This is a genomic window from Alicyclobacillus herbarius DSM 13609 (assembly GCF_000430585.1).
Lineage (GTDB): Bacteria > Bacillota > Bacilli > Alicyclobacillales > Alicyclobacillaceae > Alicyclobacillus_G > Alicyclobacillus_G herbarius.
This window is the reverse complement of record NZ_AUMH01000004.1, coordinates 24,219-37,412: the sequence shown is the minus strand read 5'-3', so window position 1 is coordinate 37,412 and position 13,194 is coordinate 24,219. Positions and strand designations below refer to the sequence as shown.

The window sequence follows — 13,194 nt, the reverse complement described above, 5'->3', positions numbered from 1 at the left end:
AGACGGTAAATCCGCAGTGCCCAGGTTGGGCAGATAGCACACGCGGGGGTGGCGACGAGTGCAAAGGATTGCGGTATTGACCAGCGGTGGGGATGCGCCGGGAATGAACGCGGCGATTCGCGCGGTCGTGCGCACCGCCATTTACGAAGGGCTGGAAGTGGTCGGAATTCGGCGCGGGTATCAAGGATTGATGAACGGCGAATGGAGCGATATGTCTCTGGGGTCGGTGGCGGATATCATCCAACGCGGTGGCACGATTCTATTCACGGCTCGCTGCGATGAGTTCAGGACGCCCGAGGGGCAGGACAAGGGCGCCCAGCGCCTGCGCGAGGCTGGCGTTGACGGCCTGGTGGTCATCGGTGGGGACGGATCGTTCCATGGGGCTTTGGAACTTTGGAAGCGAGGGATTCCGACTATCGGCATTCCGGGCACCATCGACAATGACCTACCGTGCTGTGACGCTACCGTTGGCTACGATACTGCGGTGAACACGGCGATAGAGGCCATTGATAAAATCCGCGATACGGCCACTTCGCATGAACGGACGTATGTCGTCGAGGTGATGGGCCGACACGCGGGCGATATCGCCATTCAGGTGGGGCTTGCTGGAGGGGCTGAATCCGTGCTCATTCCGGAAGTCCCGTTTGATATGGATGACGTCATTCGCAAACTCGAACGCGGTGTGGCGCGGGGTAAGAAGCACTCCATCATCATTGTTGCTGAAGGTGCGGGCAGCGGTATTGAGATTGGGAAATACTTGAAAGAGCACACTGGTTTTGATGTACGCGTTACCGTGCTTGGACACATTCAGCGCGGAGGGGCTCCCAGTGCCCGTGATCGGGTTTTGGCCAGTCGCCTTGGGGCGTACGCGGTGCAGCTGCTCAAGCAAGGGGTCGGTGGAAAGATGGTCGCCACGCGTCATGGCGAGCTGCACGCCGTCGATTTTGAGACGGTATTCACGACCCCCAGACAGCCGGAGTTGAGCCTGCACGACCTGGCAGAGATGCTTTCCATTTAGTTGAGGAGGAAAATCATGCGCAAGACAAAAATTGTTTGTACCATAGGACCTGCCAGCGAATCGCCGGAGGTGCTCCAGTCTCTCATCGCGGCCGGAATGGACGTGGCGCGGCTCAACTTTTCACATGGCTCGCACGAGGAGCATGCGGAGCGTATCCGCCGCATTCGGGAAGCCGCGGCGACGGTCGGCAAGCACGTTGCCATCATGTTGGACATCAAAGGGCCGAAGATTCGCACCGGGAAAATTCAAGGCGGCCAAGTGGAGTTGGTCGACGGAGCCCTCATCACCTTGACGATTGACCCGGTCGAATACGGCACGGCGGATCGCGTGGAGATTTCTTACAAGGGCTTGGTCGAAGACGTCTATCCTGGCGCGCCGATTCGGATTGACGACGGATTGATTGGCCTAGTGGTGGAAAAGGTCGAGGGTCACGACATCCTCTGCCGCGTGACTAACGGAGGAGTGCTCAAAGACCGCAAAGGCATCAATGTTCCCGGCGTGACTCTGCGCATTCCGGGGGTCACCGAAAAAGACGTGGCAGACATTCGGTTTGGTATTGAGCAGGGGGTCGACCTGATTGCCGCCTCGTTTGTCCGTAAGGCGGCCGACGTGCTCGAGGTGCGGCGGCTGCTAGAGGAACAGAACTATCAGGCGGACATCATCTCCAAGATTGAAACCCAGGAAGGCTTGGACCGGTTGGAGGAAATCATCGCAGTCTCCGACGGCATCATGGTGGCCCGCGGCGACCTGGGGGTAGAAATACCGACTGAGGAAGTGCCGTTGGCACAAAAACGGATGATTCGCCTGTGCAATCAGGCCGGCAAGCCGGTCATCACGGCCACGCAGATGCTCGATTCGATGCAGCGCAACCCCCGTCCCACTCGAGCCGAGGCGAGTGATGTGGCCAACGCCATCTTCGACGGCACGGACGCGATTATGCTTAGTGGGGAAACGGCGGCTGGTCGCTATCCTCTGGAAGCTGTGCGAACGATGGCGCAGATTGCGGAACGGGCCGAGCGGGCGTTGGCAGAGGATGAGGTGGCCACCCGCCACCGGACCGGGGTGGAGAAGACGGTGACAGATGTGATTGGCCACGCGGTCGAGACGATGGCGGCCGATCTCGGCGTGCGCGCGGTGGTCACGGCCACCACGTCCGGTCACACGGCCCGCATGATCTCGAAGCACCGCCCCAACGCGCAGATTATCGCGGCCACTCCGTCGGATAAGGTGGCGCGTCGGTTGGCGGTGTCGTTTGGAGTGCGTCCTGTGGTTGTAGAACAGGCGCAGACGACCGACGAGGTGCTGGAGACGGCCGTCGACGGGGCGCTGTCGGCCGGATACGTCGAGCCCGGCGACATGGTGATTATCATCGCCGGTGTGCCGGTCGGCCAACAGGGTACCACCAACCTCATCAAGGTGCACACCATCGGTGAAGTGGTCGCGCAGGGGCAGGGGCTTGGCCAAAAGGCGGTCAGCGGCCGAGCGGTCGTCGCTACGCGCACGGAAGAGCTGCTGCAGCGTGTCCAGGAAGGGGACATCCTTATCACCACCGCGACGGATGCGGACGCAGTGCCGGCCATGGAACGAGCGGCTGCCATCATCACGGAGGAAGGCGGTTTGACTTCGCACCCGGCGGTGGTCGGTCTGAGCCTAGGCAAACCGGTCATTGTCGGTGCCCACGAGGCAACCCGTCGCATTCAGGACGGAGAGGTCATCACGGTCGATCCGGCGCGCGGTCTGGTCTACCGCGGGCGTGCACAGGTGCTCTGAGCGGCGGAAATTGCGCTCGCCACAGAGAGCCGGAGGTGTAGTCACCCGCCCATACGTCGGAGGACAAGAAGACATATACTTTCTTAGCTTCCGACGAAGGGAGGGGTGGCAATGGACGGAGTGTTCGGTGCCTACACCCGTTGGGCCGTAGTGTTTCTGATCATCTTCGTACTGTTCATCCTTCTGGTTCCCTACGGGGCCGCTTATTGAATGGAACGACACTTTCGCCAAGCGGCAGCCTGAAGGTTCGGGCTGCCGTTTTGCAATGAAAATAGGCCGGATGCTGGGCGTTTATCGGAGTCCGACCGCATGGCGCCGCCATACTGGTGAAGGGAAATCATCCTTCATTCCAGACTGAGGAGGTTGGACTCATGAGCACCCTTTTAGGACACGCTGGCATGTTGGTCGCCCTGCAAGTCGTTCTTGCCCTCATCGCCATTCGCATTCTCGTCATCGGTGCCATGGACCTGCGCCAATCGGTGAACTGGCCAAATCTGGCGCAGGCGGTAACGCGCCCCATCTTGCTGGACGCCTTGCCGCTCATCCTGTTGTCCTGGCTGACGATCGTTGACCCCACCCACATCATTATGCGGGCCTGGTACTATGTCGCAGCCGCTTTGATTGTCATACGCACCCTACAAGACCTACTGCGTCGAGTTCGTTCCTGAACCGTTTTGGGACACGCTTTGGTTCGCGCAAGCCGCCCCCACAGGGCGGCTCGCTTTTGTGCGCCCGGCATGGCCGTGCTTACAATGACTATTCGTGCGATAATATTATTACGTCACGGACACGCACGAAACGTCGAGAGGAGATGAAACCGATGACGGAAACGCGCGTCCTTGTCACCGGGTTTGAACCATTTGACGGCGATGCGGTCAATCCGGCCCTAGAGGCGGCGAAACAGCTGCACGGTCGACGTCTGCAGGTTGGCCCTCGCACCGTTTCGATTCAGTCCGAGCCCATACCGACGGTCTTCCATAAATCGATTCAGGTGCTCCGGCAGGCGATAGTCCGCCATCGGCCGGACGTTGTGGTGGCGGTGGGGCAGGCCGGTGGACGATACGCCATCACCCCGGAGCGAGTGGCTATCAATGTAGACGATGCGCGTATCCCCGACAACGAGGGTCAACAGCCGGTGGATGAGCCCATCGTCCCCGATGGGCCCGCGGCTTACTTTAGCCGCCTCCCTATCAAACGGATCGTCCAGACGCTGCGCGAGGCCGGCATCCCGGCCGCAGTCTCCAACACGGCGGGGACTTACGTTTGCAACCACTTGTTCTACGGCTTGATGCACCTTCTGGCCACCGAGTTTCCAGGGGTGCGCGGTGGCTTTATTCACATCCCGTTTTTGCCGGAGCAGACGGTCCAGCGCGAGGCCCCGAGCATGAGCCTGTCGGACATCGTGCGCGGCCTGGAATTCGCCGTCCAGGTGAGTGCAGAGTATGCTACGGACGTTCCGCTGACGGCCGGGCGCGAGTGCTAGGTTGTCTGGACAACCTCTGAAACGCACTTGCAGGCATCCCCGCACTCCGCTATGATGGAGGCGCATCATGGATGAACGGGATGGGGCACACGCCACATCCCGCCAAAAAAGCGTTGAATCGCGCGAACACAGTGTTGATCGGGAAGAGTACGGGCAGGTTTCGCCATCCAGAGAGCCGGGGGGGCTGGAATCCCGGTTGGGGAAATGCCCGGAATGGGCCCGTGAGCTGGTGCGCTGAAGGCGTCGCGCACGTATCACCCTGAACCTGTGGTCTGTCCATCGCGCAGCACGTTCAGGGGGTCTTGCGACGCTGCGTAGGTGCACCCGGTTAGCCCCCGGTATCCGGCTTGAGCGCGCCGGTCTATGGCCGGCGAACGTGGGTGGTACCGCGGTTTATCCGTCCCATATGGGGCGGATTTTTATTTTCCGGTCGGACGATTCGTGCCGGTATGTCACACCCGACAACGTATCTGGGGCCAGGCATCCATGGCAGGGGCGGCTCTCCGTCCCGGGGCCGGACTGTCTCCCCAGCTGAACTGGTGTCAAAGGAGGAGCTTGTGATGAAACGAGTTTTTTCGGGCATCCAGCCCAGCGGGACACTCACCATCGGGAATTACCTAGGGGCCATGCGTCACTTCGTCGCCCTACAGGATGAGGCAGATTGTCTATTCTGCGTCGTCGACATGCACGCCATCACTGTGCCTCAGGACCCCGAGGAACTGCTGCGGAACACGCGCAGCCTTGCCGCCCTGTATCTGGCCGCTGGGATTGACCCTCGGAAGTCCATTCTGTTTGTCCAGTCACACGTTCCCGCGCATGCCGAACTCGGTTGGCTGCTGCAGTGCATCGTCCACTATGGTGAACTGGGCCGCATGACGCAATTCAAGGACAAATCCGAGAAGGCTGACGTGGTCACAGCTGGGCTATTCACGTACCCAGCCTTGATGGCGGCCGACATCTTGCTCTACCAAACCGATTGGGTGCCAGTGGGCGAAGACCAAAAGCAGCACCTGGAGCTAACCCGTGACTTGGCCGAGCGGTTCAACAAGCGCTACGGTGAGACGTTCACCATCCCTGAGCCGATGATTGCCAAAATCGGCGCGCGCATCATGAGCCTCGAAGACCCACTGAAGAAGATGAGTAAGAGCGACGCGTCCGCCGGGGCCTATATCTCCATGCTGGATACGCCTGACGTCATCCGCAAGAAAATTTCCCGCGCCGTGACCGACTCGGAGCGGGAGGTGCGGTATGATGTGGAAAACAAACCGGCCATCAGCAACCTGCTGACCATCTACTCGTTGTTCTCGGGCAAATCTGTGGCCGAATTGGAGAAACAATACCAAGGGCAGGGTTATGGGCCATTCAAAAAGGACCTGGCTGAGGCCGTCGTAGCGGGCCTTTCGCCGATTCAGGAACGTTACCAGGAAATCCTCGATTCGCCGGAACTGGATGCGATTCTTCGGGACGGTGCCGAGCGGGCTGCCGCCAAGTGTGAAGAGACGTTGCGTATGGTGAAACAGCGCATCGGTTTTTTGGTTTAAATGGCTCCCAGCACGAGGGGAGAGAAGACCCGTGAGGGTGTTGATGGTCGAAGATGAGGCGAGCCTGGCCAGGGCGGTGCAAGAGGCGCTCAGCGCCCAGCAGATGGTGGTAGACTGGGCTGCTACCGTGGAGGATGGGTTTGACAAAGCGGTCTCTGGCGCCTACGACTGTCTGGTGATCGATGTGATGCTTCCGGACGGGAGCGGCGTCGATTTGGTCCGGGATCTGCGCGAGGCGGACTGCGCTACCCCGATTTTGATGTTGACCGTGCTGAACGAAACCGTGGACCGGGTGCGTGGGCTCAACGCCGGGGCCGACGATTACCTCGGCAAACCGTTTCACCTAGAGGAGCTGATTGCCCGCATCCATGCCCTCGTTCGGCGATCCGCCCGTGACCAAAAGGTGGATTGCCTGACATGGGGCCCAGCCATCCTCTGGCGTGCCTCACGGACACTCGAGGTCAACCAGAAGTCGGTGGAGCTCTCCAGCAAGGAGTTTCTCTTGATGGAGTACCTGATGCGCCACCCGGGCCAGGTATTGACCCGGGAGCAGCTGGTGATGCACCTATGGGGTCCGGACGCGGAGGTAGCAGACAGTGCTTTGGACACGTACGTCTATTTTCTCCGCCGAAAATTGGCACGGTTGGGGCTTAAGAACTTCATCCACACCGTGCGCGGGCAGGGGTATCGGATTGAAACCGTCTGATACTCCACTTACTTTTACCGGTCAACGTATATTCCGCCGTATGTATCTCCAGATAGTGACCATCTTGACCGGCAGCATGTTGACCATCTTGTTGCTGGTCGGATCGATTGTATACATCGAGCTGAAGGTGCAAATGGCCAAAGACGCCGAAGGGGACCTGCAGACCGACCTCACCGAACTGCAGGCGCTCATTACCTCGTTGTCACCCACCTCGGAAAAAAGCGTCCCGGTCAGGTCCGATCTGGCGGACGACCGTGGCCAGCACCTGTATTTCGCCGTGTTTAAACGCGGCTCCCTACGCATTGAATCATACCACCCGCCAATTCCGAGCGCTCGTTTGCGCAGTGTCATCCCGGCGGAGGAAGACGAACTGGCGTATCGCGTGATTGAATACCACCGCGAGCCATATCGCCTCGTTGCCACCGCCTGGCACTACCACGGCCAGGTGTACAAGCTGTACCTATATCAGTCGATTGCCAATGAGCGCCAGGTTTTGCGTCATGCCTTGCGCCTGATTATCCTGTCCGGCTCCCTCGGCGCTATTCTCGCTTGTCTGTTCTATCTCTGGTTGAGTCGGCTTGTCCTGCGCCCAGCCCGGGAGTCTTGGCAGGCTCAGCAGAGGATGATCGTGGAGTTGTCGCACGAATTACAGACTCCCTTGGCCACCATGAACGCTTTGGCGGCCGGTCAGGTCCGTGATTTGGACGTGCGGCGTCGGCTGATGCGGGAAATCCACCGCGCGTCTGACTTGGTCAGCGACATCCTCTACTTGTCCCGCCTGGAGGGGATGCCGCGCCAGGAACCAGAGCCGGTCGCCGTCTCCGATTTGACCGAGGAAGTTGCCGACCAAATCGGGTGGCTGGCGCATCGGCAAGGAATCAATCTGACTGGGTCGGCGGTGCAAGGGCTGTACGTGTTGGCTGTTCCGGACGAATGGCGGCGTTTAATCAGCACCCTGCTCAAAAACGTGGTCGATCACGCCCGACCAGGCAGTCGTGCCACCTGGCGTCTCGCCCCTGAGGAGGGCGAAGTTGTCTTCCGCGTCGAAAACGAGTCGCAGGCTCTCGGGTCCGTCGCGGACACGGGAGGGACACACGGGTTTGGTCTGCACATCGTGCGTCGTCTGGCCAAGACGATGGGCGGAGAATTTCGGATTGAAGTCGCTCAGCACTTGGTGCGGACGGAAGTGCGCGTGCCGCACCTGCGGCAGGATAAGCAGTTGGGTTGAATCTGTGGAAAGGTTTCTTCCTGTAAACATTTCTTGTCAATACAAGGATTTCTTCTGAACAATATGTGATTTTTCTTTGAAAATTGCCTGTGGTAAGATTCATAGGAGACAAACCACGCGTGCAAAGGGAGGCAGCGGCAATGGCGTTCAAGACCTATCAACCTCCGGTTGAAGGAGAACCGATTACAAAGCAAGCGGGTAAGTTGCAGGTTCCGGATGTACCCATCATTCCGTTTATCGAGGGCGACGGGACAGGCCCTGATATCTGGAGAGCCTCTCAGCGTGTGTTTGATGCCGCAGTAGCTAAGGTGTATGGCGGCAAGCGGCGCATTGCCTGGTATGAGGTTTACGCCGGTGAAAAGGCCTTCAACAAGTTTGGCGAATGGCTGCCGGAGGATACGCTCACAGCGCTGTCCACGTATTTGGTGGGCATCAAAGGACCGCTGACCACTCCCGTCGGCGGCGGCATCCGCTCTCTTAACGTGGCGCTGCGGCAGGAACTCGACCTGTACGTCTGTCAGCGCCCGGTTCGCTGGTTCTCTGGTGTCCCTTCCCCGGTTAAGCACCCCGAACTGGTCGATATGGTCATCTTCCGGGAGAACTCCGAAGACATCTACGCTGGCGTGGAATGGGCGGAAGGAACCGAGGAAGTCAAAAAGGTAATTGACTTCTTGCGCAATGAGATGAAGGTCAGCAAAATCCGCTTCCCAGAAACGTCGGGCATCGGGGTCAAACCGGTTTCCCGCGAGGGCACGGAACGGCTGGTTCGCGCGGCCATTGACTACGCGCTGGCGCACGGCCGCAAGAGCGTGACGTTGGTGCACAAAGGCAACATCATGAAGTTCACTGAAGGCGCGTTCAAGAACTGGGGCTACGAGGTGGCCGAGCGAGAGTACGCGGACAAGGTCTTCACCTGGGCACAGTATGACCGCATTAAAGCGGAACAGGGCAAGGAGGCGGCAGACAAAGCGCAGGCCGACGCCGTTGCCGCCGGGAAATTGATTGTCAAGGACGTCATTGCCGACGCCTTCCTACAGCAAATCCTGTTGCGTCCGGCAGAGTACGATGTCATCGCGACCCTCAACCTGAACGGGGACTACATCTCCGATGCGTTGGCGGCACAGGTTGGCGGCATTGGAATCGCGCCGGGAGCCAATATTAACTACGACTCCGGGCACGCCGTGTTTGAAGCCACCCATGGCACCGCGCCTAAGTACGCCGGTTTGGACAAGGTCAATCCTGGTTCCGTCATTTTGTCTGGCGTGATGATGTTTGAATACTTGGGCTGGCAAGAGGTGGCAGACGCCATCACGAAGGCCCTGGAGAAGACGATTGAACAAAAAGTGGTCACGTACGACTTTGCTCGCCTGATGGAAGGCGCCAAGGAAGTCAAGACGTCTGAGTTTGGCGATGCACTGATTGCCAATCTGTAACTCGGTCTAGTATGGGCAAGGCCGCGGAAGGGACTGCGAGGCATGGCATTCAAGGAGGAATTGAAAATGTTGAAGCGGAAAAAGATTTCCGTGATTGGCGCTGGGTTCACGGGGTCAACAACGGCCTTCATGTTGGCATTGAAGGAATTGGGCGACGTCATCCTCGTGGACATTCCTCAGTTGGAAAACCCGACGCGCGGCAAGGCCCTGGATATGGCCGAGGCGTTGCCGGTAGTCGGCAAGGACGTCCACGTCATCGGCACCTCGAGCTACGAAGACACGGCCGGATCGGACCTGGTGATTATTACCGCAGGTGTTGCCCGTAAGCCCGGCATGAGCCGCGACGATCTCGTCGCAACCAACGCGGGCATCGTTCGGTCGGTGACGGAGCAGGTGGTCAAGTTTTCGCCCGACTGCATCATCATCGTGCTGAGCAACCCGGTAGACGCCATGACTTACGTGGCGTACAAGACCTCCGGCTTTCCGAAGAACCGCGTCATCGGCCAGGCCGGTGTGCTTGACACCGCTCGTTTCCGCACCTTCGTGGCGGAGGAAGTGGGGGTGTCGGTCGAGGATGTGTCGGGATTTGTCTTGGGTGTCCACGGGGACGACATGGTTCCGCTCATTCGCTACTCCTATGTCGGCGGTGTCCCGCTGGAGAAGCTGCTCTCGAAGGACAAGATTGATGCCATCGTCGAGCGGACCCGTAAAGGCGGCGGTGAAATCGTGAACCTGCTTGGCAACGGCAGCGCGTATTACGCGCCAGCCGCTTCGCTGGCTCAAATGGCCGAAGCCATTCTGAAGGACAAGCGGCGTCTGTTGCCTGCCATCGCCTACCTTGAGGGCGAGTATGGATATCAGGATCTGTTCTTGGGTGTGCCGACTATTCTCGGTGGCAATGGCCTTGAGAAGATTATCGAGGTTGACCTGCTGCCCGAAGAGAAGGAGGCCCTCGATAAGTCGGCTCAGTCGGTTCGCAACGTCATTAATGTGGTGAAGACGAAGCGATAACTCGACGGCCGCCAAAAGACTCACAAAAGCATTCGCAAGCCCGCGCGTTTCGTGCGGGCTCTTTTGTTGGCCATCCGTGTTCATCCCCATGACCGGTGATACAAATCCACCCTACGACATTCCAGATACCTTATACCGCATGCGCGGTTGGCGCAACCCGGGGATGGGGGTATGGTACAATGAAAAAAGTATGCCGAGGATTCGGCCCCGTTTGGGAGTGTGAGGTGCCCATATGACCAGCCCATCATCGAAACTGGTCCTGATTGACGGAAACAGCATCACGTATCGTGCGTTTTTCGCGCTGCCGTCGTTGTCCAACGCGCGGGGACAGTTTACGAATGCGGTGTTTGGCTTCACACAGATGCTGTTGCGATTGCTCCAAGATGAACAACCGACACACATCGCCGTGGCGTTCGACGTAGGCAAGACCACGTTTCGTCACCAGGTGTTTGACGCATACAAAGGAACACGCCAGAAGACTCCCAGCGAACTGTCAGAACAGTTTCCGCTCGTTCGCGAGGTGCTAAAAGCGTTTCGCATCCCCATCATCGAGTTGGAAAACTATGAGGCGGACGACCTCATTGGCACCTTATCCCGCATCGCGGAGGCCCAGGGCCTATATACCCTGGTCGTCTCTGGGGACAGGGATCTCCTTCAACTCGTCAGCGATACCGTACACGCCGCCGTCACCCGCAAAGGCATCACGGAAATGGATAGGTACGACGTCGAGGCGGTGCGCGCCCGTTTTGAGCTGTCGCCCGCACAAATTGTCGATCTAAAGGGACTGATGGGGGATAGTTCGGATAACATTCCGGGGGTGCCTGGGGTCGGGGAGAAGACGGCGATCAAGCTGCTGAAACAGTATGAGACGGTGGAGAACGTCCTCAACCATATCGAAGAAGTTTCTGGGAAGAAGCTTCAGGAACGCCTCAAGGAACACCGCGAGGAGGCCCTGCTCTCCAAGCAACTGGCTACCATTTGCCGTGAGGCGCCGATTGACGTCACACTGGATGAGTTGAAGTATTCAGGGTACGATCCGTCCGCCGTCCGCCGTGTTTTTCTCGATTTGGGATTTCAGTCACTGGTCGACAGGATTTCCGGGGAAATTGACAATCCGGACGAGACGGGCGTTATAGAGGAGGACCGAAGGGCAGCCGCAGCGGATTTGCCGGTGGACGTTATCACCCATTCCGAACAGCTGACCGCCTTTTGGGACTCGCTGCGCAGTCCTTGTGGCGTGCTGATCGATTTTGCGGAGGGCGATTATCAGACGGCGGACATCCGCGGTATCGCCATCGGCCTGCGTGATAAGGGGTACTACATTTCGTTTGCCGGTGACCTGGGCGTGGCAGACGTGGAGCGGCTGTGGAGCGATGACGTGGATAAGGTCGTGTTTGACATCAAGGCCCTGGCGGTCGCGCTCGATAGTCACGGCCACACGTTAACATTGGACGACACGTGGGACGATACAATGATTGGCAGTTATCTGCTCAACCCGTCCGACGGTGAGCCGTCACTGGCGGACATTCTGGAACGGGAACTGCAGGTGCGCTTGGATGGTACGTTGCGCCGCGCGGCGGGCGCCAAGGTGACAGGCCGTACGGCCATCATGGCCGGAGGGCGAGACAAAAAGACGGCAAGCGAGGGTCAGGCTACGGATGCCGAGGAGCAGGCGGCAGAGGCGGCCGCCCGCATCGCGTCGCTTTTGCTCCAACTGAATGAACACATTCAGGACGCCCTTTCGGCTCAAGACCTCGATGGGTTATACCGAGACGTCGAGCTGCCGCTCGCCTTGGTGTTGGCTCGCATGGAAGCCTTGGGCTTTTCTGTCAATGCTGACTGGCTGCGCGACTATGGCAAAGAGCTGACCGGACGGATTGCGGCACTGGAACAGGAGATCTACCGGCTGGCGGGCTGCGAGTTCAACATCAATTCGCCTAAGCAGCTGGGGGACGTATTATTTGACAAGCTGGGCCTACCGGCGATGAAAAAGACCAAAACCGGCTATTCCACCAGCGCGGATGTGTTAGAGAAACTGGCTCCGTATCACGAAGTCGTGGAGCGGATTTTGGAGTTTCGCCAGTTGGGCAAGCTGCAATCCACGTACGTGGATGGCCTGCTCAAGGTCATCCGCCCCGAGACCGGCCGCGTCCACACCCGCTTTCACCAGACCTTGACGGCTACGGGACGGCTATCCAGCAGCGATCCGAACCTGCAGAACATCCCAATTCGGATGGAAGAGGGGCGTCGCTTACGTCAAGCGTTTGCCGCCAGCTACGAGGATTGGTCGATTCTGTCGGCCGATTACTCGCAGATTGAATTACGCATTCTCGCCCACCTCTCTGGAGACGAGGCATTGATAGAGGCGTTCCGGCAGGGCATGGACATCCATACCCGCACCGCCGCCGACGTGTTTGAAGTCAGCCCGGACGAGGTCACGCCACTGATGCGCCGACAGGCCAAGGCGGTTAACTTTGGCATCGTCTATGGTATTAGCGACTACGGTCTGTCGCAGAACCTCGGCATCCCGCGCAAACAGGCGGCCGAATTTATCGAAGGGTATTTCGCCAAGTTCCCTGGCGTGAAACGGTACATGGACGAGATCGTCGAGACGGCCAAACAGCAAGGGTACGTGACCACTCTGCTCAACCGCCGTCGCTACCTGCCGGATATCCGGAGCCGCAACTACAATCTGCGGAGTTTCGCCGAACGCACCGCCATGAACACGCCGATTCAGGGGACCGCCGCCGACATCATCAAGTTGGCGATGGTGCGCATCGACGAGGCCCTACACAACTCCGGCCTCAAGGCCCGCATGCTGCTGCAGGTGCATGACGAGCTGATCTTCGAGTGTCCCGACGACGAGCTTGACGCCCTGCGTGATTTGGTCGAGGAGAAGATGGAGAACGCGATGGTGCTTAGCGTACCTTTAAAAGTGGATGTCCACGCCGGGAAGACGTGGTACGAAGCCAAGTGACGCAACGAGCGACAGTGACGCAACGGG

10 protein-coding genes and 1 other annotated feature are annotated in these 13,194 nt (G+C 58.9%); all 10 genes read left to right on the top strand.

The genetic code is table 11. The annotated features are described in order from the left end of the window. Nucleotides 1-58 precede the first annotated feature (58 nt). The 10 genes from pfkA to polA all read left to right on the top strand — a co-directional run bounded on the left by pfkA (nt 59) and on the right by polA (nt 13,167). Nucleotides 59-1,018 (top strand): 6-phosphofructokinase, encoded by a 960-nt coding sequence (pfkA, locus tag H522_RS0103720; protein ID WP_026961271.1) that lies wholly within the window; start codon nt 59-61, stop codon nt 1,016-1,018. Between the two features lie 15 nt (nt 1,019-1,033). Continuing rightward, nucleotides 1,034-2,788, top strand: a complete 1,755-nt coding sequence (pyk, locus tag H522_RS0103715) for a pyruvate kinase (RefSeq protein ID WP_026961270.1) — start codon at nt 1,034-1,036, stop codon at nt 2,786-2,788. Nucleotides 2,789-3,159: 371 nt separating this feature from the next. Beyond that, on the top strand, nt 3,160-3,456 hold the full coding sequence (locus H522_RS0103705) for a hypothetical protein (RefSeq protein WP_026961269.1): 297 nt from the start codon (nt 3,160-3,162) through the stop codon (nt 3,454-3,456). Nucleotides 3,457-3,608: 152 nt separating this feature from the next. Next, a complete protein-coding gene (pcp, locus tag H522_RS0103700; RefSeq protein WP_245578004.1) occupies nt 3,609-4,271 on the top strand; it encodes a pyroglutamyl-peptidase I in 663 nt (220 codons plus the stop codon). 125 nt (nt 4,272-4,396) lie between these two features. Next, nucleotides 4,397-4,679: a binding site (T-box leader), on the top strand. A 152-nt stretch (nt 4,680-4,831) separates the two neighbouring features. After that, nucleotides 4,832-5,812 (top strand): tryptophan--tRNA ligase, encoded by a 981-nt coding sequence (gene trpS / locus H522_RS0103690; protein ID WP_026961267.1) that lies wholly within the window; start codon nt 4,832-4,834, stop codon nt 5,810-5,812. Nucleotides 5,813-5,843: 31 nt separating this feature from the next. Beyond that, complete coding sequence (locus tag H522_RS0103685; protein WP_026961266.1) at nt 5,844-6,518, top strand: response regulator transcription factor; 675 nt, start codon at nt 5,844-5,846, stop codon at nt 6,516-6,518. Next, nucleotides 6,505-7,746 carry a sensor histidine kinase gene (locus tag H522_RS0103680; protein ID WP_155836161.1) on the top strand — a complete coding sequence of 414 codons (1,242 nt, stop codon included), beginning with the start codon at nt 6,505-6,507 and terminating at the stop codon, nt 7,744-7,746. Before H522_RS0103685 ends, H522_RS0103680 begins: the two co-directional genes overlap by 14 nt. 140 nt (nt 7,747-7,886) lie before the next feature. Beyond that, nucleotides 7,887-9,179 carry an NADP-dependent isocitrate dehydrogenase gene (gene icd / locus H522_RS0103675; protein ID WP_026961264.1) on the top strand — a complete coding sequence of 431 codons (1,293 nt, stop codon included), beginning with the start codon at nt 7,887-7,889 and terminating at the stop codon, nt 9,177-9,179. A 66-nt stretch (nt 9,180-9,245) separates the two neighbouring features. Continuing rightward, nucleotides 9,246-10,190 (top strand): malate dehydrogenase, encoded by a 945-nt coding sequence (gene mdh / locus H522_RS0103670; RefSeq protein WP_026961263.1) that lies wholly within the window; start codon nt 9,246-9,248, stop codon nt 10,188-10,190. Nucleotides 10,191-10,422: 232 nt separating this feature from the next. Beyond that, nucleotides 10,423-13,167 (top strand): DNA polymerase I, encoded by a 2,745-nt coding sequence (polA, locus tag H522_RS0103665; RefSeq protein WP_026961262.1) that lies wholly within the window; start codon nt 10,423-10,425, stop codon nt 13,165-13,167. Nucleotides 13,168-13,194 lie beyond the last annotated feature (27 nt).

What these genes read in the sequence shown, in the direction of transcription:
- pyk (WP_026961270.1), top strand. Translation starts at nt 1,034, where the DNA reads ATGCGCAAGACAAAAATTGTTTGTACCATAGGACCTGCCAGCGAATCG.
- H522_RS0103705 (WP_026961269.1), top strand. Translation starts at nt 3,160, where the DNA reads ATGAGCACCCTTTTAGGACACGCTGGCATGTTGGTCGCCCTGCAAGTC.
- pcp (WP_245578004.1), top strand. Translation starts at nt 3,609, where the DNA reads ATGACGGAAACGCGCGTCCTTGTCACCGGGTTTGAACCATTTGACGGC.
- trpS (WP_026961267.1), top strand. Translation starts at nt 4,832, where the DNA reads ATGAAACGAGTTTTTTCGGGCATCCAGCCCAGCGGGACACTCACCATC.
- icd (WP_026961264.1), top strand. Translation starts at nt 7,887, where the DNA reads ATGGCGTTCAAGACCTATCAACCTCCGGTTGAAGGAGAACCGATTACA.
- mdh (WP_026961263.1), top strand. Translation starts at nt 9,246, where the DNA reads ATGTTGAAGCGGAAAAAGATTTCCGTGATTGGCGCTGGGTTCACGGGG.
- polA (WP_026961262.1), top strand. Translation starts at nt 10,423, where the DNA reads ATGACCAGCCCATCATCGAAACTGGTCCTGATTGACGGAAACAGCATC.